Below are 24,216 nucleotides of genomic sequence, written 5' to 3' on the forward strand. Positions count from 1 at the left end.
GTAATTTTAACATTAGAAGTGATTTTGTACTACTCAAAAATACCCGGACAACTGGCCTATAACATCACTTCTGGAGATCCTAAAAAAACAACGGCAACCCTGGACTAGAAAATAAAGTCCACGACTGCCGCTTTTTATTGATCTATTGTACCCTAGCTTAAGATTCAACTCGATTAACAAACACCTGTGTCTTTCTCCCTGCTTCAATTCGTTCAGTGAATTTTCCGCCAGTGTATTCCTCTATCACCTTTTTCCAAAAGCGTTGTGCGGGCTCGTTATTATCTATTTGGTAAACTTCCCATTGCCCCTTATGTATATTAAAAATATCTTTTGCAACTAGTCTACCTAATCCTACTCTCCGATACTTTTTTATAATAAAAAACTCTGCAATGGAAAAGTATAAATCATCATCTCTATTTTTTAATTTGACTAAAACGAATCCAGCATTTTTCCCATTCAGAGTTAACAGATATGGGAAATTCGAGTCCTCTGTCCAGTAATCATTGAGAGGATAATCATTAAATTTTCCGTTTTCTTCAAGGTGTAAATCCATATACTCGGAGAAATCATACATATAAAATTGCATTAGGTTGTTGAGGATTTCTTTTTCTTCAAGGGTCGCCCTTTTAATTTGATAGTTCATCTAAAAACCATCCCATATCTATATTTTATCTAATTAGTAACGGACTCTTCTATTTTCTCGGATAAGTTTCTTCGCATCCTTTTGAAATAAAATGATTGTTGTTGTACGCTTCAATGGATTGATTCCCAATTACTTTGCAGTAATATTTTACCACTCAAGAATACTCTCTTTCAACTTTACAAATTTTCACTTTGTAATTTTGGTACCATTCTTTCTTACCTTTCTCCTGAGCAACTTTGTGAGATTGATGCTGTTTCCAGTTCCTAATCGCGTCCAAGCTCTCCCAATAAGAAATCGTAATACCCGCTCCTGAAGAATCCCTGACACTTTCCACTCCTAAAAACCCAGGTTGCCCGGACGCAAGCTGCTCCATTTTTTCAGCCATAAGGTTATATCCGTTATCCCCGTCCGTACGTTGACTTGAAAATATGACTGCATAATAAGATCCATTTGATTCATGAACCATTCCGCTCAAACTCCCCTTTAATCGTAGATGTTTTTATATAAAACAGATTATACTATTATAATTAAGATAAAAATAATGAATATTAATTGTTAGTTTAATGAATTTTTTTCATACATTATTGAGGAGAGAAATCATTATGAATCTTTTAAAATATCAAATTTTCAGTAAGGTAGTTGAGATCGGCAGCATTACCAAAACAGGAGAGATATTAAATTTAACACAATCAGCCATCAGTCATGCGCTTTCTAGCTTAGAAGCTGAATTCGGACTGTGTCTTCTCATAAGAAACAGATCGGGTATCCGGTTAACCAACGATGGCGAACGTTTAATCCCACATATCAGAGAAATCCTCCAACTTAATGAAAAACTCAATCAAGAAGTAGCTGCATTAAAGGGTGTCGAAATCGGCACTGTGAAAATAGGTACTTTCTCTAGTGTATCGATCCAATGGATGCCCCAAATCATTAAACAATTTCAAAATCAGTTTCCACATATTGAAATAAAACTACTTGATGGTAACTACTCTGAAATAGAAGAATGGATTGCCGATGGAACCGCTGACTTGGGATTTGTTAATCTGCCTACTCGAGATGCTTTTCATGTGGTCCCTCTTCAAAAAGATAGGATGGTCTGCACTATGTGGCAGAATCATCCTCTCGAGCGCCAATCAACCATCCGCCTTGAGCAATTGATTGATGAACCTTTTATCATGCCCATTGCGGGTTGTGACACCGATGTAAAGCGAATTTTCTCGCAAAATAAACTCACACCCACGATCAAATATGAATTAGAAGATGATCATGCCATAATCGCCATGGTACAAAATGGTTTAGGGTTAAGTATTCTCCCAGAAATGATTTTGTCACATCTCCCCGACATTGTATGTTATCGCCCATTGGAAGGCGAGTATTATCGTTCTATTGGTATTGCAGCCGCCTCCATTAAAAATGCCTCTCCAGCGGCAAAAAAACTAATTGAATTCATAACACAATGGATCACCAACGTGCCCATCCCTCCGCATTACCGTGATTTATGAGATGGCTCAACACGCTGTCTGTAACGGCAAGCTTTAAGGCTATCCTTCGCAGAGTAGTCCCTTTTTTGATCCAGCATTAACGTTAGCGTCAGGGGAAACGATTCTTCACTATGTATCTTTTGCGAAATTCACAACTCCCGGGACACGATAATTTGCACAACATAGAGAACAGCCTGCTGGCTGTTCTCTATCGCTGTCTGCCTTAGAAGCACGTGAACGAGCTAATCCGATTCAAATCAATGCCGAAGTACGACCAGAAAAAACCGTTCCATCTGAACCCTGCAATAGAATTACGTCCGACGAATACCGGAAAGAACCAGAATTGCTCGCCGTTGTTCAGCCAAATGTATGTGTTGCGGAACAGGCAGCGTCTGATCCCGCCGGGATCAATGGCAAATGTGGTAGACGACATTTGTGGCACGAATTGCGGTGGAGGAGCCGTCGGCGCTTGAACGCCTCCCGGTGCACCCCCCGGAAATTGTCCGGGGGTTCCACCCGGAAACCCTGGTCCTCCTGGTCCTCCTGGTCCTCCCGGCACGCCAGGTCCGCCTGGGAATCCTGGAAATCCCCCGCCGGCTCCCGGTGTTGGAAAAAATCCCATATGTGATCGCTCCTTTCAATGAGTAGGCATAATCATCATATGCATTCGCGGAGAGAGCGTTTGGGCGCAATAGGCGTTTTTTCAAAAAATGAAAATCAACAATAAGATCTAGCATAGGCACTATCAGAAACCTAATTTGCCTCTACTTATGGTACGTTCAGCGCATCATAGATAAACTGACCAATTACACTCAGCTTTACCTGCTGAATTTATTCCGTCTACATCACCTTACTAAGTTTTTAACTTTAATATTGAATCTTCACTGATGTGATGTAGATGCCTGGTCAGCCTTCACACAATCAATAGCGACAACGAACGCAATCATGAGCGTCTCCATCTCATCCTTCAATATTTGAACCTTATAGCTATCCCCCCAAGTGAACCATTCCTTGTTCACTTTACCGATGACTACACCATGCTGTAAAACCTGAAAATCCATATCCCACCAATTACCATGTACCTCAATGTCAGCCGCATCAATCGTATAACGTGCTTTAAAGAAAGAAAACTCCTTCTTAATCGTCAATACCTCTCGACCATCTACTTCTACAAAAAACTTTGGTAAAAAACTGAACACTTTTTTCGTAATAAGTGCGACTTCATCTCTTGTTGTATTCATGATGGAGAATGTCTTGGGAATTTGCATAAAACTGCCCTCTACGTAATAGACATCTTGCTCCTGCTGATTCTTTACCGTGAATTTACCACTTAGACTGAATACCTTTTGTTTTATATAAAGTTGCTTCATTCTAAGCCTCCTATCGTTCCTCTTAGTTAACATCATTTTAGACAAATGTTATAGTTGTTTTGTCATAATAAAATCTATTTGTTCTTCTTCACCCATATAAAAAGAATGAGTTCCTGTATGAACAAACCTCATTTTTTCATAAAAGCTAATAGCGTTTTTATTTTTTTCCCAAACCCCTAACCAAATCTTCTCTTTATTACATTGTACCGCTATTTCTATAGCTTTATTTATTAGATATTTCCCAAGCCCCTGTTTATGAAATTTTTTTCTAATATAGATCCTCTCGACTTCAAGTGAATCATTACCCATTACTTCAGATTGAGCATCCTCGGTGTTAACCTTTAAATACCCAGCGATTTCTTCATTAAAATAAATAAAATAGAATTCTGATGAGCTATCCGACAATTCTTTTTCTAATTGTTTTAAGTTAAATGCTCTATCCAGGTAGGCCTTCATATTTTCAGGTGAATTTTGATTTCTAAATGTCTCATTAAATGTTTCAACACTAATTCCTTGAAGTGAACCTAGATCTTCGACCGTGCACTTTTTTATATTGATAGCCATATTGTTTTCTCCTTTTAAAATATCAATTTACAAATAAACTCTTATTTCGAGCTCTAATTATATGGTGTTATGCAGATGTGACAGGAAAATAGTATACCATAATTGTTGTATTTGCAACAAAAAAACTAAGGATTTACCATTCATTCTACCTATTAGCGTATTGGGGTAATCAGTCTCTATACGGCAGTCAGAACTCCAAAAGGGGAAGCGAACGAGGTTTTGGGGATTCGATGATGGATGGCGGTTACTTTCGGACCCAGATGACGTTATTTGCGAAGATTTCGGCTTTGGAGCAAGGTTTCGGACTCCAGTGCAGTTATTCCTTCGAAACGTCATCTTTTGGGGTGTTTTTTAGACGAATAAGAGCTATGCGGTCCGTTAGGATTCCAAAAGTGAGATATGACGCGTCTAAGGGTCATCTGAGTCCGTTAGATGCTTCCGGGCGCGCAAATTTGATTCAAGAATGTGTGGCTTGGGGATTCGATGATGGAAGATGGTTACTTTCGGACCCAGTTGACGTTATTTGCGAAGATTTCGGCTTTGGAGCAAAGTTTCGGACTCCAGTGCAGTTATTCCTCCGAAAAGGCTGCTTTCGGGGTGTTTTTCAGGCCAATAGCGGCTATGCGGTCCGTTAGGATTCCAAAAGTGAGATATGACGCGTCTAAGGGTCATCTGAGTCCCATAGCCACTTTCAGGTGCGCAAATGTGATCGAAGAAAGCGTGACTTGGGGGGTCGATGATAGAGAATGTCAGCGGGATTTGGAAATCAGTGATAGCAGTAGCAAACGAAGTATGAGGATTCGCGGATAGTGGAAGCGAACGAGGTTTGGGGACTCGATGATGGAAGACGGTTACTTTCGGACCCAGATGACGTTATTTGCGAATATTTCGGCTTTGGAGCAAAGTTTCGGACTTCAGTGCAGTTATTCCCCTGAAAAGGCTGCTTTCGGGGTGTTTTTCAGGCCAATAGCGACTATGCGGTCCGTTAGAATTCCAAAAGTGGGATATGACGCGTCTAAGGGTCATCTGAGTCCGATAGATGCTTACGGGTGTGCAAATGTGATCGAAGAAAGTGTAGTTTTTTTTGGGGGATAGCGGAGGTGACAAAAGTAGAGGGTTCTTGATGATGGAGGAAGCAAACGAAGTTTCAGGATTCGCGGATGGAGGAAACGAGCGACGTTTGGGGGACGATGATGGAGCAAAAAAAATGAGGTGCCCCAGCAGCCATTTTCGGCTTTTGGGACACCCATCCTTTCCGCAATGCGCATATAGCGCGGTATGGTGGACTGGTAAGAGCCCGGTTAAAGCCATCTCATAAATCTTTTTTTAGATAGTTTAATCTGATTACTTTCGGCCCATGCGGTTAGTTCTTTCATTCCCTTGTATTCTTCGTCAAGAAAACTAAAACATAATCTATAGGGAGGAAATTTGTGATCTACAGGTTTAATGCCTATTACGGGTATGAAATAGCCCTTTACATAAATATTATCAATTTGATTCGCTTGAATTTCTTTGTTTTCTACTATTATAGAGTCCGGAAGAATCCGAACCTCAATGAACTTTCTAATCGTAATGATCCTATAGAACAATATGATTACAACAATCAGACAGAAGGTCGACCATATATAACCAAAATAAAGTAATACTTTAAACTCCGTATTATTTCTGGTATTTAACAATAGTATGCCACTTGAAAAAATCATAGAAAACAGAAGCGACATTAACGACGGACGACTCACCTTATAAGCACCTATATTTTCCATAACCCCCTCACTTTCTCAGACTATTATAGCTTACTATATTTCATAAATTATGGATATGGCACTTCTTTTTAATCCACAGGAATCTCAATGACCTTGTTATATTCCTTCATATAATGTATTCCTTCTATCAGAATACTTTCAGGTTTCGTTTGTGTATCAAATAATAAGGTGCGTTCCTTCATGAGTTTACCGTTTGTTTGTTTTGACTCTTTTTGATTAATTGTTGTTTTTAAAGCCGTGTTTTCGTTAGCATTTTCTATAGACACACCATCCAGCATTACATCCTCATCTGTAGCAATAGTTACTTCAATCCCTTGAGCGGTCTTGGTCACATCCTTAATCCATAATTCTTTATCCCCCAGTAGAATCGGCTCATTACTATCAGCATTTAGAGGATACTTTTCTTCCAGTTTCTGATATCCAACAAACTCTTTAACAACCAGCTGCAATGAATGCAGTTCTTTTGGCAAGGTGTCATAACGAATATCAAATGATCTCCCACCCAGCGAGGTTTTATTGCTACTACCTAATATTTCTACAGGCTTTCCATTGGCAATTAATTGAATGCCTTCTAACCCTAATCTTATTCGATCGAAATTCTCGACATTCATACTCCCTTTAATCACAGTCATGGTGGGTGTGGCCGTGATCGACTTGAAGGTAATTGATCCTTTGTCGGCTTTGACCTTTTTATTAATCGACTGTTTGATCTGAGTCACCATCGCTTGATTTGGATTATAAGAAAACGTTATGCTCCCTTCACTCATCTGCCCTTTCTGTGGAGGTCCCCAGTAATGAAGTGTCAGTTTTTTCGAGAATGGGCTTACGCTATCAAATGTCATCGTGCCTTTTATTTCTGTATGTTCGTCGTTGATTAAAGATACGCCACTTCTTATGTTGGAATTCGTGAGAAACCCTTCTATTTTTGAAGGACTAAAATGATCTCCCGTCTCCTCTAGTCCCTTAGGATTGTTTAACGTGTAATATACAATAAATTGATTGGCATCTGCCATAATTCCGTTAATCGTAAGTTCTGTTCCATCTGCTAACGTCGTCTTTTTGTCTATGCTTTGTCCCATTCCTTGTTCATTGAGTTGTTGTAAAGTTCCCTCTAACACCTCATCAAAACCAAATAACTTTTTTCCATAATAAGCGAAGGCATTATAGCTGTTTCCAGAAACTACTATCACTAATATAATGACGGCTGCAATCTTCCAGAGGGGCGAGCTTTTTCTTTTTATTCTTTTTGGAGGTGCCGAGTCTAAAGCATTTCTTAATCTCATTTCTAAACCCTCAGGTGCAGTTATGGACTCTAAGTTCCTCTTCTCATCCACTAATCGTTGTTCGACGTTATTGTTCATCAACATCACCTCTGTAATGATTTTTCAGCGTTTGTAATCCATTGTAGATCCTTGATTTAACAGTTCCGATCGAGACCTGTGTGATCTCAGCTATCGTTTGATAATCGAGATCATGAAAATACTTCAATTGAATTGCTTCTCTTTGCTGCTCGTTCACATGTAACAATAACGCCTGCATATCCATTTGCTGTTCACTTTTATGATAAGGATTGCCTGATGTAACATCGGCTTTTTCCTTCTCGTCAGTGATGTTCCAGTCCTCTAATAACACCAGCTTGCTTCGCTTATGAAGTTGCCTTTTACAGCCATTTACCAAAATCGTCTTACTCCAGCTGTAAAAAGACTCCTCTTTCTTAAGTTGATCAATCTTCTCGTATAACGTAACTATCATTTCCTCCATGGCATCCATAGCATCATGCGCATTTCCCATATAGCTGTACGCAAGCCTATAAAAAATATCTTTTTCATACATGATTAATTGCAGCAAAACTTCTTTATTTCCCTTTTTAGCTTTTTTCACCAATCGAACAACATCCATGCCTTCACCTCTCTCCCCTATATGAGTCAGGAGCACTATAAAAAGTTCATCTTCATAAAAAATTTTTATATATCGTGAACTATTCAATCCACCTAAACTGTAATATTCAGGAAAATTTCACTCAGACATACCCAAATCTAGTTGATTTTAAACGCTTCAATGTAATAGAATGAACTAATCTAAAAAGAAAAGGATGGGCATAAGCAATGCCGTTTAAAGAACCTCGTACACTTAGTAAAAGATCCCTGCTATTCTTCTCTCTCATTATGCTTGTGAAAAGCTATTTTGCCTGGTATTTTCTATTTGAAGATGGCCCTACTTGGACCACTTGGCTTAAAGAAATCCCTTTTGTACTTCTAGTCTTTTGCTTGATTGAATGGTTCGCTACGAAACGAAAAATTGCAATTTACATGCTTGTCAATGTATTGATTACTACTCTATTTTTCTCATTAATTGTATATCATAATCATTTTGGCATCATTGCTACTTCGCAAGTATTAGATCAGGTCAAACAAGTGGGAGCCGTAAAGAAAAGTATATTTTCGGTCCTTCGTCCTCAATATATGCTTATCTTTGTGGATATCATTGTCATCAGCTTGGTGATGTTTAGAAAACAGAAAGCGCTGGATTGGAAAAAAGCCATGTCGCGCAAAAGTAACCGTAAAGCGGTGGCAGTCCTGTTCTGTATTTCCATCATCATTTGTGCAATGAATATTTTTCCAAACCGTGCCAGTATGAACGAAACGATTAAAGCGGAACAAATGGGCATTCTTAATTATGAAGCCTACTCTCTCCTAGCTGATCAAGAGGAAGAACAAATTGACGTTTCTGAGATTACGCAATCCACTATTGATAAAACCAAAGGAATTCAAGCTATCTCTAATCCGGTTTTATTTGGAGCCGCCAAAGGAAAAAATCTAATCATTCTGCAAATGGAGTCTTTCCAGAACTTCTTAATCAATCTAAAGATTGATGGACAAGAAATCACACCAAATATGAACAAGCTTGCCGCCAGCAGCTTCTACTTCCCGCGTTTCTACCAGCAGGTTGGACAAGGCAACACTTCAGATGCAGAGTTTATTGTGAACACTTCTTTTTATGTACCCCCTGATGGTCCAGCTACCCAAATGTACGCTCCTAAAGAGCTTCCAAGCTTACCCAAGCTGCTGCAAGCACAAGGTTACGATACGGCAACATTCCATACGAACGAAGTCGACTTTTGGAACCGTGGTGAGCTTTATAGTGCTTTGGGATTCAATCGTTATTATGATAAAACTTACTTCGGAGAAGAAGACACAGTATTCTATGGCGCTTCTGATGAAGTTTTGTATGAAAAAACAGCTGCAGAGCTGGCAAGAATGGATCAGAATGAGCAACCTTTCTACTCCCATGTAATTTCGATGTCATCTCATAATCCGTTCTCCATCCCAGAGGATAAATACAAAATGACACTTCCAGAGCGATTCGAAGGAACGCTTGTTGGCGATTATATTCGGGCTCAGAATTATGCTGATTATGCGCTGGGACTTTTTATCGATGAGCTCAAACAAAACGGTGTGTGGGATAACAGCTTGATCGTATTGTACGGGGATCATCGTGGACTGCCTATCTTCTCTCTAAAAGAGGATGATCATCTCCTACTGGAAGAGATTCTCGGCCATGAATATTCGGAACGTGAATTGATTAATATTCCGTTGATCATGTCAGCAACAGGGATTACAACTCCTAGTGTAAAAGAACAGCTAGGCGGGCAAGTGGATATTTTACCTACCGTATCTAATTTATTGGGTGTCTCTCTTGCAGATCATATTCATTTCGGACAAGATCTCTTGAATCAATCAACTTATAACTTACTACCACAACGGTATTACTTGCCTACAGGATCTTTCGTAAATAACGAAGAGCTCTTCTTATCCGGCAGTGGCTTCGAGGATGGCCAGCATTATACTTTATCTGGTAACGGCAACCAACCTCTGCAATCCACAGAAGACGAATTCGAGCGTGCCTTACAGCTACTCCATTTGTCAGACAGTTATGTTACACAGCTACCGGATAGAGTTATTGAAGAATAAGCTGCAATGTATAGCAAAAAAGACTGTGCTCACCAAATCGGTGAGCGCAGTCTTTTTCTATAATGATTATTATTTTGACTCTTTAACAACTAGTTTAAGCGGTGCCGCAATCAGCTTCTCTACGGTTTTGCCTTCTAATACATCCTTAGCGGCTTGAATGGCTAGTTGGCCAATTAATTCAGGCTGCTGCGCAACGGTTCCTGTTAATTTACCAGCTTCGATGGATTTAAGTGCATCTTCATTTCCATCAAAACCAATCACAGGGATATTCTTGCCTGAACTTTGAATGGCTTCAATAGCACCTAGCGCCATTTCATCATTATGAGCGAAAACTGCTTGTACGCCAGGATTTCCTTGTAGAAGGTTCTCCATAACGGTCAGCCCTTTCGTACGGTCGAAATCAGCCGTTTGCTTAGCAATGACCTCTAGCTGGCTGTCCGCAATCTCATGGAATCCCTTACCGCGTTCCCGAGTCGCTGAAGCTCCTGGGGATCCTTCTAGCTCGATGACCTTTGCACCTTTCCCAAGCTGCTCTACAATATATTGTGCCGCCATAGAGCCACCCTTTACATTATCAGAGGCAACAAGAGCTTTGATATCCCCTTGATCTGCGGAACGGTCCAACGTAACGACGGGAATATTTAAACTGTTAGCTGTTTGCACTACTGTCGAGATCGCTGATGAATCCACTGGATTGATCAATAACGCATTCACACCTTTTTGCATCAAATCTTCGACGTCATTACTTTGTTTAGCAGAATCATTTTGGGCATCAATGACAAGGACTTCCAAGCCTTGCTTCTTAGCCTCGGCCAAAACACCATCTTTAACGGATACAAAGAAGGGGTTATTTAAAGTAGATATGGATAATCCAATCTTCATATTCTCCATGCTTCCACCACTGCTAGGCTTAGCCCACTCTGGAGGCTCCAAGGAACAACCTGTCATGAGAATTAATAGTAAGGAAGTAAGAATCAAAGTTAACTTTTTCATGTTGGAATCCCCCTTATACGGCTTTCTTACGGTCTATGAGTACGGCAATAGCAATAACGATCCCTTTGACCACCATTTGGTAAAAAGAGGATACGCCGAGCAAGTTCAATCCATTGTTCAAAATCCCGATAATCAATGCACCAATCAATGTGCCCACGATACGTCCACGACCACCAGTTAAGCTCGTACCGCCTAATACTACAGCTGCGATAGCATCCAACTCATAAGATGTGCCTGCTGTGGGTTGCGCTGAGTTCAATCTGGAAGTCAAGATCGCTCCTGCCAATGCGGACAACATACCGGTCAATGAATAGATCATTATTTTAATGCGGTCGACTTTAATCCCTGAAATAATAGATGCTTTTTCATTACCACCAATGGCATAGGTTTTACGACCAAATGGAGTTTTGTGCAATACAACCCATAAGACTGCGAAGACGATGATCATTGTTATAGCAGGTACAGGTATTCCCAGTAAATATCCACGGCCAAACAATTGGAAGGTCATGCTGTCTCCGAGACCTGTGATCGGATTACCGTCTGTGTATACAAGTGTTAATCCCCGGAAAATCGTCATGGTCGCCAACGTAGCGATAAATGGCGCCATTTTACCTTTTGTAATCATCAGTCCGTTAACCATCCCCATCACGCCACCCGCTAAACAACCTACAATAATGGCTAAGACAGGATCCCAACCAGACAACATCAGGTTAGCTGTGAAGGCACTGGATAGGGCTAGAATAGAACCCACCGATAAATCGATACCACCCGTTAGAATAACAAAGGTCATCCCAAAAGCGATAAGCGCATTTATGGCAACTTGTCTAAGCAAGTTCAGGATATTAAGGGGCTCCATAAAGCTTGGGTTCAACACCGTAACGATAACAATTAGAATAATCAGCCCTAGTAATGGACCTAGCTTCTGTGTAATTTGCCCGATTTGAAAACCTTTATTTTCTCTCTCACCTTTGATAGTTGTCATTACTATTGCCCCCCTGTAGCTAACGTCATGATTTTTTCTTGCGTAGCTTCTTGTTGTGATAGCTCTCCACTAATTTCCCCTTCATGAACCACTACGATCCGGTCGCTCATTCCTAAGACTTCAGGAAGCTCTGACGATACCATGATTATGGCGACTCCACGTTCCGTTAATTCGTTCATGAGCTGATAGATCTCCCGTTTAGCTCCTACGTCCACTCCACGGGTAGGTTCATCGAGGATAAGCACACTTAAGCCGATCCCAATCCATTTGGCGATGACCACCTTTTGTTGATTCCCCCCGGATAAATTCCGGACTAAAGTGGAGGAAGACTGTGTCTTGATGTGCAGCCGCTTGATAAGTATGTCTACAAATTCTTGTTCTTTTTTATCAATGATTACACCCTTAGGAGCGAAGCTATATAAATTTGTAAGCACCATATTGTCTCGAATAGAGAAATCAAGCACTAACCCTTCATCTTTACGGTCCTCCGTAACGAATCCTATCCCCGCCTTCATCGCATCATTGGGATTTCGAATCGTGACCTTTTCTCCTCGCACCATAATCTCACCACGGTCTAACGATTCCAATCCGAATAAGGTTCTCATCATTTCTGTTCGTCCAGATCCCATTAATCCTGAGAAACCTAAGATCTCACCCGAACGAACGGAGAAATTAACATCTTTAAATTGCCCTTTTTTCGTGGCATTTTTAACTTCAAGAACAACCTCTCCGGGTTTGGAGGTACGCTCAGGAAACCGGTCGGTTAATTCACGCCCTACCATCTTCCGAACTACATCATCGAAGTTAGTCTCTGGAATGGGCTTCGTGTCTACTGTTTTCCCATCTCGCATGACCGTTATTCGGTCACATATCGTAAAAATCTCTTCCATCCGGTGCGAAATATACACGATGGAGACGCCTTCCTTTTTAAGGGAAGTTATGACTTCGAACAATTTCTGGATTTCCCGTTCGGTTAATGCCGCTGTCGGTTCGTCCATGACGATAACTTTTGCATGAGTCATAAGCGCTTTTGCAATCTCAATCATCTGTTTCTCCCCTACCGAACATTCCCCCGCCTCTTGATTTAAGGGAATCGTTACGGAGAGCTTACGAAACTGTTCATTTGCTAACGCTTTCATTTCTTTCATATTTAAGATCCCTAGTTTGGAGGTTCGTTCCTTACCAATAAACAGATTATCTAGAACTGTCATATCCGGCCACACATTCAACTCCTGATGGATAAAAGCGATCCCATAACGTTCAGCCTCTTTGGGATTGTTAAAGTATGTTTCCTGACCATCTATACTAATGGTTCCTTGATCACGCTGATGCAGTCCAATCAAAATGTTCATCAGAGTAGACTTTCCTGCACCATTCTCTCCCATTAGGGCATGAACTTCACCATCCTTCAGCTCAAAATCCACACCCGTCAACACACGGTTAGCCCCAAAAGATTTATAAATATCCTTCATCGTAATGTGCATATGCTTTGAACCCCCTTTTTATCAAAAATAGACCCCGGCTTGTAAAATACAATTTGCATACGGCTTAGCTTCCCCCGTACGAATGATGACCTTCGCATGCTGGGTTAACAATTTAAATTGTTCATGTGAAATCGCCTCTATAGGTATTTCCTTAAATTTGTCATTCAAGTATTCAGAAGTGCCTTTATTTTTTGCTGCTAATTCCTCTGCCACGATAACTTTCTCTATGACCATATCCTCTGAAATGATTTCGACAATCTCTTGAAAGCTGGGAACTCCCAATTTAAGCGCTAAATCAATCTTTGGAACACCAGATGGAACGGGTAATCCAATATCAGCAATGACAATCGTATCGGTGTGGCCTAAATCAGTAAGCACTTTGGAAATATGACTGTTTAAGATTCCTTGTTTTTTCATAATTAAAGACTCACCTCCACCTCTACTCTTGTTGGCATGCCACCTTGGGCACCAAATTTTGTGACGGATAAAGAAGCCGCGCGATTGGCAAACTTTACACTAGTACGAATAGACTTGCCTTCAGCTAGAGCAACAGCAAATGCCGCATTAAAAGTATCTCCTGCTCCAGTGGTATCTATAGCATTCACTTTATAGGTGGGAACTAAAACTTCCTGTTTACCATCGTAATAACGTACACCATTGCTGCCCTCGGTTATAAATAACTTATTGGGATATTTGCGTAAAGCTTCAGCAGTACTCATCTCAGGAAATAATATTGCACATTCATGTTCATTGGGAGTTAAATAGGTGGCATTGTTTATAATCGTTTCACTGATAGGCCGAGCAGGTGCTGGGTTAAGCAACATAGGCACATTGAATTTATAGCAAATCTCACTTACATAAGACACCGTCTCTTCCGGAATTTCTTGTTGGATTAATACCATGTCAGAGCCTTTAATATTATCAAGTGCCCGTTCAACCAATGCAGGAGTAACTAAATCATTGGCTCCTTTTACAACGATAATGCTGTTATCGCCTTCCGCTAAAATGATGTGAGCTGTTCCACTTTCGACATGTGTAACCGGTTCCACATTGGCGGTAAAAACGCGATTCTTTTTCAGATTATCCATGATAGCGGTACCATAGAAATCATCACCTACACAACCAACCATCGTAACTTCTGCTCCTAGACGGGCAGCAGCGACGGCTTGGTTCGCACCCTTACCGCCCGGAACGGTGGAGAATTGTTCTCCAAGCACAGTCTCACCCGCGTGAGGCCGCTTATTCGAAGTCACTACTAAATCCATTGAACAGCTGCCAATTACACATATCTTAGCCATATTCATCAACCTTTCTCATGTTGTCATCTATTCTTTACTTCTTGTAGTTTCCCGCTCCACAAAGCTAACGGGTAGTTGAATAATCTTCTCTTCCACCTTATCTTGCTCAATTAGCTTAATAAGTAAACCCGCTGCTTCTCTACCCATATCATGTGCCGGCTGGCGAATGGTGGATAAAGCAGGTGACAACAAGCTGCTGAGCGGGATATCATCAAATCCGATGATTTGCAGATCCTGCGGCACTCTTTTACCTAAACGATGTGCTTCATGAATGACTGCCGTCGCCACAATATCATTACTGGCAATTACGCCATCCGTATCTATATATTTATCAAATAACTCCACAGCCCATTGTTCTGCTACTGTATGGGAGAAGGATGAAGTTTCGATCACATTATAGCTGATTCCCATTTCATTAAGGACTTCAATCGCCCCAAGAAATCGATCTTGTGCAGGTTTGATATGCGCCGGTCCTTGTATCACTGTAATTTTTTTGCTTCCCCGTGCGATAATCTCCTGTGCTGCAAGACGTCCGCCCTTTTTGCCATCTGCGTATACGGAAGGGCTATCATTAGAAGTACGGTCCAGAAATACAACCGGAATCTTCAAGTTAGAATAAACGTCACTCTCAGGGAAATTGGTTGACGATATCATGCCAATGACATTGTTTTGGATAAAGGTTTGAATATAATCCATCTCTTTGTCCTCGTTCTCATCACTATTGCCAAAGATGATCCGATAACCTTGCTCCTGCATCCGATCCTCTATCCCCCGCGCTAACTGCGGGAAGAACGGGTTAGTAATATCAGGCAAGAGCAGCCCGATTAATTTAGATTTACGCTTGTATAATGATCTTGCAACCTCATTAGGGGTATAATTCATTTCTTTGATCGCTGCCTCAACCTTTTTGCGGGTATCGATATTCACATAACCAGATTCATTAATAACCCGTGAGACTGTTGCTACTGAAACTCCAGCTATTTTTGCGACATCTTTGATCGTCATCATTCTTACATTCATCCCCCAATGTGTAACCGGTTACATGTATTACATAAATTAGATTATCACATAACCTTTTCATTTACAAATCTTTTTTTCGATCATAAAGCTAACAAAAGATACCAACTATATATCGATATCTTTTGTTATTTGAATTTATTTATCTGCAAAACGATTTAATAATTTTATTGTATTGAAATGCATACCTTCATGGTAAAGTGTGAAATTTATGAATTCACCGATTGAATTTAAGGTTAATCCACTTCCTGTTGTAAGAGGGGTTACTTGCTCACTTAAGCGATTGTGAAAAGCTTCCTGGATCCGTTTAGGTTGCTCCGTAAGCATCTCAAGTAAAACTTCAAGCGTTGGCGGTTCCTCATTCCACTCGGCTGGTTTAGTCCCTTTCGCAAATAAGCGTTCAAAGCTTGCCGGCAATTGCATAAGCTCCCGAGCAGAATGAAAGGCAAACTTCTCTTGCACCAAATAAATATGTCCCAAATTCCATCGGATATTGTTATTAAACCCTTCTGGAATGCTATTCAAAGTTCCCTCAGATAGTCCCTCGACAGCACGCACAGTAACACTTCGCACAAACTTAATTTGTTTGAATACAATTTGATCCATTATGACCCCTCCTAATATTTTTATCCATAGTTTACCATGAGATTATCTTTAATTTTCTAAAATTATTTTATACTTAATTGTTTCATAACGAGCGTAATAAACGACTGCATATAACTTTCTTGAAGTTCCTTCTTTCTGTAGCCCATCCATATCGAATGCTTGGAGACTACATTTTCTACTGCTATTTTAGCTAATGTTCCCTGATCAAGATAAGGTTTCGCCAACAAAGCGGATACATAACTAATTCCATAACCGGCAATGACAGCTTGAATAACTTCATTCACTCCATTAAATTGAAGCCCAATCGTTGGCTGCTGTACACTTCTTTCTTCACACAACCGGACAAGCTGCTCTCTGGCTGCACTGCCCTCTTCCCTCATAATAAATGCTTCAGACATCACTTCTTCAAAACTAACCTGCTGATTGGCAATAGGGTGATGGGAAGAAACCACGAATACATACTCGTCCCTATATAACTCCCGATGTTCGAACACTCCTGTATTATGCGAAGGAAACTCCATATCACTGTAAATCGCCACGTCTGCTTCAAAATTATTTAATTTTTCCATGACACCATGAGAATTAGTAGTAGTGATCTGAATGTTAACTTCCGGAAAAGATTGTTTGAATAATGACGCCCACCGGGGAATGAGGATGCTTGTCGCTAAATAATTACCTGCAATCCGCAGATTCCCCTCAGGAAATTTGTGATAGTCTTCAATGATTTGCTGGACTTGATCACCCATGGCAAAAAACTTCTCAAGAGGTTCGATTAACCTTTTTCCTAAAGGGGTGAGCACCATCCTCTTTCCTTTAATTTCAAATAATAAAATATGATTCTCCCGTTCAAACTTACGGATTTGCGCTGATATAGCGGGTTGACTGATATGCAAACGTTCAGAGGCTTTGGTCACACTACCTGTGATCGCAACGTAATAAAACAATTTTAATACATGATAGTTCATCGTGATCTCTTCCTCACTTCATAAAATAATATCTGTATTCGCCGCTTATCCTCAGCCATTTTACTATAACTATACATTATGGATGTTAACTATTATATATTGTTTATTTATATTTATTTATCTTATACTTACAACTATTCATAAGGGAGGTCTCGTTAATGACAAAAACAGTATTATACTTAACCCGCCACGGGCAAACAGAATGGAATTTACAAAAACGAATGCAAGGGCATCAAAATTCTGCGCTTACAGCCTTGGGCGAACAGCAGGCGGAATGGTTAAGAGATCGTTTGGAAGTAGAAAACTTAGGCGCAATTTATTCTAGTACTAGTCCAAGAGCATTGCATACTGCGCAGATTTTACGGGGAAAGCGGAGTTTACCTATTCATCAGCAAGTTTCTTTAATGGAAATTAACATGGGGAGCTGGGAAGGAATGAATACGGATCAGATACAACTAGAATCCCCTTTACAATATTCCCATTTTTTCACCAGACCCGATCTATATATTCCTCTAACCTCAGGTGAAACTTACAAGCAGCTTGAACAAAGAGCAGTGCCGACAATGGAGCGCATCATAAACGATAACGTAGGGCTAGAAGTGCTCATCGTCACGCATCGGATGACTTTAAAAGTCATTATGGCTTATTTTCTCAATAAATCATTGCAGGAAATTGGGGAGTTACCGGATATTCTCTCTACAGCATTATGTAAAGTAACCCTAACTGATAACAATACAACCATTGATCTGTATGGAGATACTTCACATTATCAATGACTATGGGTCAAAAAATAAAAAGGTAACTCCGATTAACGGGGCTACCTTTATAGGGTTCAACATTAAATATCCACACTTTTGATTATAAAACTGCGGACCTTCATCCATTTGCCTGAAATGAATTCATCAATCGTTTTCGTCTTTGGTCTAACGCAAAAGCGATGTTTTGCCCCTTTATCAAAGCCCACAGCTTCAAAAATTAGGCTATCCCCTATTTGCTCCTTGAAGAACACCTGCTTTAATCCCAACCTATTTAACATTTCAAGCTTTACGCTCTCAATATATGTGCGCGAATACTCCTTAGACATATGTGTTCCTCCTAGTAGTGGTAGTAATATTATAAGTCAATATGAAGAAAATCAACAATAGTTCATATATTCATCCACAAAAAACAACCAGGCAGCGATTCTCCGTTGGAGGTTCACTGCCTGGTGTTTTGGGTCTGCGGCGGTTTGCTTGAGTAGGTTACGAGCTAAGCTTAATCATTCGTAGCTTTCGGATACCCACTCCGTTGTAACGCACTATCTTGTTGAAATTTGTAAGATAACTGCATTCTATACACTTATTCCATATCCACAAGGGCTAATTCTAACTTTAAGTGTATTCTATACAATTAAAAACTAGAGAAATAGCCTGTAGAGTATTAAATCAAGAAATTAGATGTACTAAATACAGCTATTTTCATTGGCCGAGCATTTTGAGCATTTTAGTTGTACAAAATACAGTTAAAACCATCTACTGTACACTTCAATACTCCATTACTTGTTACTTCAAAGCTTCCGTCGGCTCTCATATGGTAACTAGATGGGGTGTAGTCCATTATGAGTTTGCCCATTCATACTGATTCCTTTTTCCTGAACCTATCCGGATAATTCTATCTATATAGTTAGTCCTTCAACTTCTACCTAATCGAAATCATTACTAACTTATTTAACTTCAGTTGCCCCAGTCACTTTACCTTCAATCCCTGCAGTTGCTTTCACATCTTCGTTTGCGAAGTAAAGATTTCCATCAATAGTCGAGGTTTCATGCAGATTAAATCCGTTCGCTTCTACATAAACATCACCTTTAATGGTTCCGCCTTGAACTCGTAAATTTTCACTTTGTACAGTTAACTTAGGTATAGTGAGTGTGTAATTGGCAGTAACTTTGTGATCAGCGTCTTGGGCATAAAGAGCAATCTTACGGTAGATGTCGCCGTCTGCGGCCCCTTTATCATGGAATTCGCCTTCAACAACAACATCTTGGGCAATCGTCACATCATTTAGAATGGCAATAATCCAATTTCCATCTTTACTTACAGCCTTGGTAAACGCATCTGCTTGATTTACGATTGAAGCTGTAGTAACTGCATCCGTTTGCTCTGTAGTTGGAGCCGTAGTAGCCGCCGAATTAGTCGCATTATTATTATTCGCACCACAACCAGACAAGACTGCAACCGAGACGCCTGCTACTAACATCATTTTAAATAACTTCATTTGAAATCCCCCTTGTTTTTGATTATAAATTAATTATATATTAAAAATTTTAATAAACAGGTGAAAATTTTCACAATATTGTGTCGTTATCTGAAGCGGTTTCACAAAGATCACTCCTCTCCATCCGGAATCGTATCCATAAGTAACACCTCATCTCGCTGCCCGTTTTAGGTTCATGGATCTTAATACTTATTTACCCAAATTTTAAGAAAGGTCACAAAGGTGCTTAATTCCATACAAAAAGGACACTCCCAATAACTGCGGAAGTATCCTCATAATCTTTATTACTATAAATCTTTAGATTAGATATCCTCTTGAAAAAGATATGGAACCATCATACTCTACGCTTACTTTTTTAATGTTAGGTTTATGCAAAACTCCAGCATAAAAATAATACAGCGGAAGGATGACCATTGGGTCAATAAACATTTTTTCAGCTTTTGCATAAAGCTTGTTTCGTATAATTTAGCTTAAGACGATTATCAAGCAGATCTTCCCAGGGTTGAATCTCAAGGGCTACATTCTTCCATTTCTAGCAACTTAACAGGGTCATCTGACTGCTCACTCCCCCCCATTGACGCTTTAGAATCAGAATGTTAATCTTTAGAAAATATCACAAGGATAAGGGAGCTATTTACTGGTGAAAAAGACAACCATGAAGGACATCGCACTTCGTGCCAATGTCTCCGTCGCAACAGTGAGCTATGTTCTGAATCGTGTCGGCAACCAAACCATTCCTGAGAAAACGCGCCAGCAGATTCTTCAGCTTGCCGAGGAACTGCATTACATACCGAATCTGGCAGCACGTTCACTTGCGAATCAGAAAACAAGATTGGTCGGTGTGCTTGTTAACACAGCAGCCCATACCCCACACTGGAAGCTCCATGCCCAGTTCTCATTTATACATGCCTTGGAACAACGGTTAACAAATGCTGGTTACCATACGCTGCTATATTCACTTGATGTTGACCAGCCTTCTTTGGATATTATCGTAGAAAGAAAGCTGGAGGCTGTATTTCTGATCGATGTGCGCGAGGAAGCCTTTTATTCGATCTCCAAGCATTTTGTAGAAGGAATTCCTTTGATTCTGATCGACAGCATGATTGAAGATAAACTCTTTAAGCAGGTCCTTTTCAACTATCGAGCAGCTCTGCAAAAGGTAAAACCACAGGACCTTTCACAGGTATGTTTAATTATGGAGAGCTTCAATAACTCTTTCCTCACCCGCTTTATTCAGGACAGTCTTCCATTACCTCAAGAAGCGATATTCACCGTTGTCAATTTGGAGGAATTAAATACATTCTTACAGGAGGGGGGCTATAAAGAGGCCATTGTCATTAATGAGTTTATTGGAAGTTACGTTGAAAAAAACGGGAGGTTCGAACAACTCTCTGTTCTTTGCACCTGCAATTGTCCGGAAATATTAGGAGATGACGTTCATAAATTCATTTTCACAGGGGATAAAGCGGCTACTGCATTTGAACTCATGGACAAATTATTGCATCATTCTGACTACTCCGCACAAGAAAATAATTGTTATTTTGTAGAATAATTTTTTTGGCTATTCACTTAAGCGTTTAAGTTGAAAGGAGCATAACTTATGCCTGGTCCTGTATTAGTGAAACAAGTTCCCTCTGCTGTTCAAGCTCATCCCTCTCTTTGGGGAAATCGGAGATTCCTGCTGCTACTCAGTTCGTACTCCATTTCCTTGTTCGGTAACACTTTTCATAGTATTGCTTTAAGTTTATGGGTACTGCAAACGACCGGCAGCGCCAAAATGATTGCCATCATCACGATAATCAATTTATTGCTTAGTTCTTTGCTCGGATCGATAGGGGGAACTTTTGCGGATAGGGTCAATCGTCGAACCCTCATGCTGATCACAGATCTGATAAGTTGCGGACTCGTAGTGACGCTAGCTTTAGCCATTTCCCTGCCCTCTACTTCGTTCATTATCGTCGCCATACTGACGGGTCTTACGACCATTTCAGCTTTATTCCAGTCCCCGGCATACCAAGCTTCTATCACTACTGTTGTTGGTAAAGAACATCTACAAAAAGCGGTAGGACTGTTGAACTTGTCTGAAAACATCTGCCGGACTATTGGTTATTCCGCCGGTGGGATTTTCGTAGCGAGTTTTGGAGCAGCCGACGCTATTTTATTTGATGGAGCTACATTCTTCCTCTCCTTTCTGCTCGTGTTAGCGGTCCGTTCCCTTCCTTTGCCAACTCAATTAAATAACGTGCCCAAGAAAGAACGGAAATTCACACAGGATTTGATCGATGGAATTCGCTATATTTGGAGGTACCCTTTTGCACGCGCCGTTATGATTATGCTTCCTACCTTAACCTTATTTTTTGTCCCCTCTCTGATGTTGACCCAGGTTATGGCCGTCAACGTGTGGGATTCCACTCCCTTTCAGTTTGGACTTATTGAAGCCTGTATTCCACTTGGTTATATGATCGGATCCGGTCTGATCTTGCTGCTCGGCTCCAAATTGAAAAACAGAGGTTTCCTTATTATGACTGGACTGCTATGTCTCGGTCCCCTGTACCTCCTGTTATCATTCGTCACTTCCGCTGCGATTGCCATTCCTATCATTCTTGTGATTGGCTTCATGTTCTCATTCTCCACGTTGCTGATTAATACAATCCTTAGGCTGGAAGTTTCAGAAGACATCCAGGGTAGGGTGTTTGGTGTATTAGGTTCTATCATGAGTGTAGCCCCAACCATTGGTCTTACTGCTGTCTCGTTCTTGTCTGATCTCTTCAGCCCTGGTCCTGTCATGGGTTCAATCGGAGTCTTACTGCTGCTGTTTGCCTTATCAACTATCACTAAATTAAAGGTAATTCGAAACTACAAGTAATTTCAGAACGTATCCTGTGTTCTTTATCGCCCTCTTTTTCTAATAACACTTCTAAAATGAAGCTCAAACAGTAAAAGAACAATCAGAAAAATCAATAACAGGAGACCCGCTATACCAGTTAGAAACGGAAATAGGAGTGGGAAGAAAATACTAGGGTAGGCCTTAGTAACATCTGAATAATAGCCCATACCCATAAGGGAGGTACCGGAGAACTCGATTAGCCTGACGCCTAAATGATTGTTGCTTCTTTGCGCATAGCTGAGAACCTCTTCGTCTACTTCTCCGTCTTGGGCAATCGTAATGATTTTCCATTTTCTTGTTTCCATGGGTTGACTATCATCGGTCAGTCTTTGGACTATACTTATTTGTTTCTCACCAGTCTTTCGGTCCTTTACTGTGAGAATATCTATCCACGAAAAATACCGGCTGCCTCTGTCCCGATTGGATAGCCATATTTCATCAGGGGTGGAGATTTTTTGATCATTTAATAAGAACTGAACTTTGACAATATCACCAGGCGGGACCTTCTCCTCTTCATCCCATGGGGTCAAATCTGCTTTCCTGCCTGTTTTTTCTTCCCTGATTTTAATATTCTTATCATCAACCGTTATCTCTTGTACGTTTATTGGGTTATATTCTTTTTCAGCATGCTTTATCTCATAACGCTGATTAATTTGATCAGAGATTATGTACTCACGTATATAGTTGAACAATGGGTTAAAAGAAATCGCCAGCAAAAATAGCGAGACGCCAGATATAACTATAAACTTCTTCATAAGTCCTCCTTTTTAACGTACAGTCAGTTTAAACTTTTGGCGTGAACCCCCTTCCGGTCCATCGGAACACACTCATCCATTTATATCTTCCATCGTAGCGTTAATAACATTCATAAATAAGTTCTCCTTTAATAGATTAGGCACTACCTTCCTCTAAATCTCCCAACCATAATAAACATTGTGGAATAAAATCAGCGTAGTCGTGTAATGCATTAATCGTACGGATTACCTCACGAGTACCCAGCTCCCGTTCTGCATCATCTGAGCTCTCCAGTCCTAGCGAACGTCTGATATTGTAAGCTAACCATTCTAATTTTCCCAAAAAGCCATAGTTGAGCACAACCTGCCAATCCGCATAAATCTCTCCGCCATGCTCCAGATAGCTGTTAATCAAATTTGAGAATGCCTTTTTGCTTAAATCTCCCGATTCAGAACCTGACCAATATAAAGCTACATCTATCAGCTCTAACGTAGGATGAATAGGTCCTGCTGCTTCCCAATCGATTATTATTGGAACTTTCTGCTCATCCCACAAGACATTTTTGGGGTCTAAATCCCGATGGCTGATAACATAATGATTCGTCAATAGACTCGCTGAAGAATGAATCAATGACTCCCAATTCTCTATCTTATGCAGGTGATCTGCTAGCAAGCTTGACCATTCTGCACCCTGCTGCTCTCCTTTGAGAGCAAGCTCCTTCCAATTTTCAACTGCAGCATTAGACGCTTTAAGCGTTTCAAAGTGATGATCATCCGTTCCCTGTGAGAAATCGATGATGTGGAGCTGCGCAAGAATTGCCCCAATCTTTTTACAACAATCTAAATCTATTTCATCTAAAGGTAATGCCTTCCCCTGAACCCATGGAAACAATAAATAAAATTGCCCTTCAACCTCATGCATACTACTGCCATTAGATACGATTGCCGGAACAGCATGGATTCCCTTTTGATAAGCCAGATTCGCAACCATTTCAGAAAAAATATAATTGGACATTGCTGTATCTCGTTGCATAATTTGAGGATTTAAGGCCTTTACTGCGTATTGCGCTTTATCCGTTTGCAGGCGATACATTCTGTGCAAAAGTCCACCTGTTATCGGTTCAGGTTCATTCATCAACAGACCCAGATTATATTTGGCGCAAAGTGTAGCGAATTTTAAATTATAGCTTATATTTTCCATGTT

Annotated in this window: 24 protein-coding genes; 5 read left to right on the forward strand and 19 right to left on the reverse strand. The window is 40.4% G+C overall.

Annotated features, from left to right (window positions below; genetic code table 11):
- Nucleotides 1–157: 157 nt before the first annotated feature.
- The gene (locus NSQ55_RS19465) at nucleotides 158–643 is read right to left on the reverse strand and encodes a GNAT family N-acetyltransferase (protein WP_339168624.1); all 486 of its coding nucleotides are present in this window, start codon (nucleotides 641–643) and stop codon (nucleotides 158–160) included.
- Nucleotides 644–797: 154 nt separating this feature from the next.
- Complete coding sequence (locus NSQ55_RS19470) at nucleotides 798–1,109, reverse strand: antibiotic biosynthesis monooxygenase (protein ID WP_339168626.1); 312 nt, start codon at nucleotides 1,107–1,109, stop codon at nucleotides 798–800.
- Nucleotides 1,110–1,245: 136 nt separating this feature from the next.
- On the opposite strand from NSQ55_RS19470, the gene NSQ55_RS19475 reads away from it, so the two are divergent.
- A complete protein-coding gene (locus tag NSQ55_RS19475) occupies nucleotides 1,246–2,145 on the forward strand; it encodes a LysR substrate-binding domain-containing protein (protein ID WP_339168627.1) in 900 nt (299 codons plus the stop codon).
- 202 nt (nucleotides 2,146–2,347) lie between these two features.
- Here the strand turns inward: NSQ55_RS19475 and NSQ55_RS19480 are convergent, their stop codons facing one another.
- From NSQ55_RS19480 to NSQ55_RS19500, 5 genes are all read right to left on the reverse strand, one after another.
- A complete protein-coding gene (locus tag NSQ55_RS19480; protein WP_076304876.1) occupies nucleotides 2,348–2,746 on the reverse strand; it encodes a transporter in 399 nt (132 codons plus the stop codon).
- Nucleotides 2,747–3,005: 259 nt separating this feature from the next.
- Nucleotides 3,006–3,494, reverse strand: a complete 489-nt coding sequence (locus NSQ55_RS19485; protein ID WP_076183031.1) for an LURP-one-related family protein — start codon at nucleotides 3,492–3,494, stop codon at nucleotides 3,006–3,008.
- Between the two features lie 48 nt (nucleotides 3,495–3,542).
- Nucleotides 3,543–4,058, reverse strand: a complete 516-nt coding sequence (locus NSQ55_RS19490) for a GNAT family N-acetyltransferase (RefSeq protein WP_339168631.1) — start codon at nucleotides 4,056–4,058, stop codon at nucleotides 3,543–3,545.
- Nucleotides 4,059–5,889: 1,831 nt separating this feature from the next.
- Nucleotides 5,890–7,182 (reverse strand): DUF4179 domain-containing protein, encoded by a 1,293-nt coding sequence (locus NSQ55_RS19495; RefSeq protein WP_076190606.1) that lies wholly within the window; start codon nucleotides 7,180–7,182, stop codon nucleotides 5,890–5,892.
- The gene (locus NSQ55_RS19500; protein ID WP_339168634.1) at nucleotides 7,172–7,720 is read right to left on the reverse strand and encodes a sigma-70 family RNA polymerase sigma factor; all 549 of its coding nucleotides are present in this window, start codon (nucleotides 7,718–7,720) and stop codon (nucleotides 7,172–7,174) included. Before NSQ55_RS19500 ends, NSQ55_RS19495 begins: the two co-directional genes overlap by 11 nt.
- A 206-nt stretch (nucleotides 7,721–7,926) precedes the next feature.
- On the opposite strand from NSQ55_RS19500, the gene NSQ55_RS19505 reads away from it, so the two are divergent.
- Complete coding sequence (locus NSQ55_RS19505; RefSeq protein ID WP_076183042.1) at nucleotides 7,927–9,792, forward strand: LTA synthase family protein; 1,866 nt, start codon at nucleotides 7,927–7,929, stop codon at nucleotides 9,790–9,792.
- Nucleotides 9,793–9,861: 69 nt separating this feature from the next.
- Here NSQ55_RS19505 and rbsB read toward each other — a convergent pair whose 3' ends face one another.
- The 8 genes from rbsB to NSQ55_RS19545 form a co-directional block, all read right to left on the reverse strand.
- Nucleotides 9,862–10,785, reverse strand: a complete 924-nt coding sequence (gene rbsB, locus NSQ55_RS19510) for a ribose ABC transporter substrate-binding protein RbsB (protein WP_076183044.1) — start codon at nucleotides 10,783–10,785, stop codon at nucleotides 9,862–9,864.
- Between the two features lie 13 nt (nucleotides 10,786–10,798).
- Nucleotides 10,799–11,767: a ribose ABC transporter permease gene (rbsC, locus tag NSQ55_RS19515; RefSeq protein WP_076127362.1), complete on the reverse strand. Its 969-nt coding sequence runs from the start codon at nucleotides 11,765–11,767 to the stop codon at nucleotides 10,799–10,801.
- 2 nt (nucleotides 11,768–11,769) lie between these two features.
- Nucleotides 11,770–13,251 (reverse strand): sugar ABC transporter ATP-binding protein, encoded by a 1,482-nt coding sequence (locus NSQ55_RS19520; protein ID WP_076218180.1) that lies wholly within the window; start codon nucleotides 13,249–13,251, stop codon nucleotides 11,770–11,772.
- A 21-nt stretch (nucleotides 13,252–13,272) separates the two neighbouring features.
- Nucleotides 13,273–13,668: a D-ribose pyranase gene (rbsD, locus tag NSQ55_RS19525; RefSeq protein WP_076127366.1), complete on the reverse strand. Its 396-nt coding sequence runs from the start codon at nucleotides 13,666–13,668 to the stop codon at nucleotides 13,273–13,275.
- A 2-nt stretch (nucleotides 13,669–13,670) separates the two neighbouring features.
- Nucleotides 13,671–14,549, reverse strand: coding sequence for a ribokinase (gene rbsK / locus NSQ55_RS19530; protein ID WP_076127398.1), 879 nt, complete (start codon nucleotides 14,547–14,549; stop codon nucleotides 13,671–13,673).
- 27 nt (nucleotides 14,550–14,576) lie between these two features.
- Nucleotides 14,577–15,557 (reverse strand): LacI family DNA-binding transcriptional regulator, encoded by a 981-nt coding sequence (locus tag NSQ55_RS19535; RefSeq protein ID WP_076127368.1) that lies wholly within the window; start codon nucleotides 15,555–15,557, stop codon nucleotides 14,577–14,579.
- A 147-nt stretch (nucleotides 15,558–15,704) separates the two neighbouring features.
- Nucleotides 15,705–16,172 carry a DinB family protein gene (locus NSQ55_RS19540; protein ID WP_076127369.1) on the reverse strand — a complete coding sequence of 156 codons (468 nt, stop codon included), beginning with the start codon at nucleotides 16,170–16,172 and terminating at the stop codon, nucleotides 15,705–15,707.
- 62 nt (nucleotides 16,173–16,234) lie between these two features.
- Nucleotides 16,235–17,137, reverse strand: a complete 903-nt coding sequence (locus NSQ55_RS19545) for a LysR family transcriptional regulator (protein ID WP_076183050.1) — start codon at nucleotides 17,135–17,137, stop codon at nucleotides 16,235–16,237.
- Nucleotides 17,138–17,295: 158 nt separating this feature from the next.
- Here NSQ55_RS19545 and NSQ55_RS19550 point away from each other — a divergent pair, with 158 nt between their 5' ends.
- Nucleotides 17,296–17,913, forward strand: a complete 618-nt coding sequence (locus tag NSQ55_RS19550; protein ID WP_339168640.1) for a histidine phosphatase family protein — start codon at nucleotides 17,296–17,298, stop codon at nucleotides 17,911–17,913.
- 62 nt (nucleotides 17,914–17,975) lie between these two features.
- On the opposite strand, the gene NSQ55_RS19555 is transcribed toward NSQ55_RS19550, so the two are convergent.
- Nucleotides 17,976–18,221: a hypothetical protein gene (locus NSQ55_RS19555; protein WP_036688955.1), complete on the reverse strand. Its 246-nt coding sequence runs from the start codon at nucleotides 18,219–18,221 to the stop codon at nucleotides 17,976–17,978.
- Nucleotides 18,222–18,839: 618 nt separating this feature from the next.
- On the reverse strand, nucleotides 18,840–19,391 hold the full coding sequence (locus NSQ55_RS19560; RefSeq protein WP_339168643.1) for a hypothetical protein: 552 nt from the start codon (nucleotides 19,389–19,391) through the stop codon (nucleotides 18,840–18,842).
- A 640-nt stretch (nucleotides 19,392–20,031) separates the two neighbouring features.
- Between NSQ55_RS19560 and NSQ55_RS19565 the strand changes: the two genes are divergently transcribed.
- Together NSQ55_RS19565 and NSQ55_RS19570 are read left to right on the forward strand one after the other, a co-directional pair.
- On the forward strand, nucleotides 20,032–20,943 hold the full coding sequence (locus NSQ55_RS19565) for a LacI family DNA-binding transcriptional regulator (protein WP_339168645.1): 912 nt from the start codon (nucleotides 20,032–20,034) through the stop codon (nucleotides 20,941–20,943).
- Between the two features lie 48 nt (nucleotides 20,944–20,991).
- On the forward strand, nucleotides 20,992–22,257 hold the full coding sequence (locus NSQ55_RS19570; RefSeq protein ID WP_339168646.1) for an MFS transporter: 1,266 nt from the start codon (nucleotides 20,992–20,994) through the stop codon (nucleotides 22,255–22,257).
- A 23-nt stretch (nucleotides 22,258–22,280) separates the two neighbouring features.
- Here the strand turns inward: NSQ55_RS19570 and NSQ55_RS19575 are convergent, their stop codons facing one another.
- Both NSQ55_RS19575 and NSQ55_RS19580 read right to left on the reverse strand, forming a co-directional pair.
- On the reverse strand, nucleotides 22,281–23,033 hold the full coding sequence (locus NSQ55_RS19575) for a hypothetical protein (RefSeq protein WP_339168648.1): 753 nt from the start codon (nucleotides 23,031–23,033) through the stop codon (nucleotides 22,281–22,283).
- Between the two features lie 136 nt (nucleotides 23,034–23,169).
- Nucleotides 23,170–24,213, reverse strand: a complete 1,044-nt coding sequence (locus tag NSQ55_RS19580; RefSeq protein WP_339168650.1) for a phosphotransferase — start codon at nucleotides 24,211–24,213, stop codon at nucleotides 23,170–23,172.
- Nucleotides 24,214–24,216 lie beyond the last annotated feature (3 nt).

The sequence above is a fragment of the Paenibacillus sp. FSL H7-0943 genome (assembly GCF_037963265.1).
GTDB lineage: Bacteria > Bacillota > Bacilli > Paenibacillales > Paenibacillaceae > Paenibacillus_AQ > Paenibacillus_AQ odorifer.

Bases quoted from the DNA above. Each gene is read 5' to 3' on its own strand.
- NSQ55_RS19465 (WP_339168624.1), bottom strand. From the start codon at position 643: ATGAACTATCAAATTAAAAGGGCGACCCTTGAAGAAAAAGAAATCCTC.
- NSQ55_RS19470 (WP_339168626.1), bottom strand. From the start codon at position 1,109: ATGGTTCATGAATCAAATGGATCTTATTATGCAGTCATATTTTCAAGT.
- NSQ55_RS19475 (WP_339168627.1), top strand. From the start codon at position 1,246: ATGAATCTTTTAAAATATCAAATTTTCAGTAAGGTAGTTGAGATCGGC.
- NSQ55_RS19480 (WP_076304876.1), bottom strand. From the start codon at position 2,746: ATGGGATTTTTTCCAACACCGGGAGCCGGCGGGGGATTTCCAGGATTC.
- NSQ55_RS19485 (WP_076183031.1), bottom strand. From the start codon at position 3,494: ATGAAGCAACTTTATATAAAACAAAAGGTATTCAGTCTAAGTGGTAAA.
- NSQ55_RS19490 (WP_339168631.1), bottom strand. From the start codon at position 4,058: ATGGCTATCAATATAAAAAAGTGCACGGTCGAAGATCTAGGTTCACTT.
- NSQ55_RS19495 (WP_076190606.1), bottom strand. From the start codon at position 7,182: ATGAACAATAACGTCGAACAACGATTAGTGGATGAGAAGAGGAACTTA.
- NSQ55_RS19500 (WP_339168634.1), bottom strand. From the start codon at position 7,720: ATGGATGTTGTTCGATTGGTGAAAAAAGCTAAAAAGGGAAATAAAGAA.
- NSQ55_RS19505 (WP_076183042.1), top strand. From the start codon at position 7,927: ATGCCGTTTAAAGAACCTCGTACACTTAGTAAAAGATCCCTGCTATTC.
- rbsB (WP_076183044.1), bottom strand. From the start codon at position 10,785: ATGAAAAAGTTAACTTTGATTCTTACTTCCTTACTATTAATTCTCATG.
- rbsC (WP_076127362.1), bottom strand. From the start codon at position 11,767: ATGACAACTATCAAAGGTGAGAGAGAAAATAAAGGTTTTCAAATCGGG.
- NSQ55_RS19520 (WP_076218180.1), bottom strand. From the start codon at position 13,251: ATGCACATTACGATGAAGGATATTTATAAATCTTTTGGGGCTAACCGT.
- rbsD (WP_076127366.1), bottom strand. From the start codon at position 13,668: ATGAAAAAACAAGGAATCTTAAACAGTCATATTTCCAAAGTGCTTACT.
- rbsK (WP_076127398.1), bottom strand. From the start codon at position 14,549: ATGGCTAAGATATGTGTAATTGGCAGCTGTTCAATGGATTTAGTAGTG.
- NSQ55_RS19535 (WP_076127368.1), bottom strand. From the start codon at position 15,557: ATGATGACGATCAAAGATGTCGCAAAAATAGCTGGAGTTTCAGTAGCA.
- NSQ55_RS19540 (WP_076127369.1), bottom strand. From the start codon at position 16,172: ATGGATCAAATTGTATTCAAACAAATTAAGTTTGTGCGAAGTGTTACT.
- NSQ55_RS19545 (WP_076183050.1), bottom strand. From the start codon at position 17,137: ATGAACTATCATGTATTAAAATTGTTTTATTACGTTGCGATCACAGGT.
- NSQ55_RS19550 (WP_339168640.1), top strand. From the start codon at position 17,296: ATGACAAAAACAGTATTATACTTAACCCGCCACGGGCAAACAGAATGG.
- NSQ55_RS19555 (WP_036688955.1), bottom strand. From the start codon at position 18,221: ATGTCTAAGGAGTATTCGCGCACATATATTGAGAGCGTAAAGCTTGAA.
- NSQ55_RS19560 (WP_339168643.1), bottom strand. From the start codon at position 19,391: ATGAAGTTATTTAAAATGATGTTAGTAGCAGGCGTCTCGGTTGCAGTC.
- NSQ55_RS19570 (WP_339168646.1), top strand. From the start codon at position 20,992: ATGCCTGGTCCTGTATTAGTGAAACAAGTTCCCTCTGCTGTTCAAGCT.
- NSQ55_RS19575 (WP_339168648.1), bottom strand. From the start codon at position 23,033: ATGAAGAAGTTTATAGTTATATCTGGCGTCTCGCTATTTTTGCTGGCG.
- NSQ55_RS19580 (WP_339168650.1), bottom strand. From the start codon at position 24,213: ATGGAAAATATAAGCTATAATTTAAAATTCGCTACACTTTGCGCCAAA.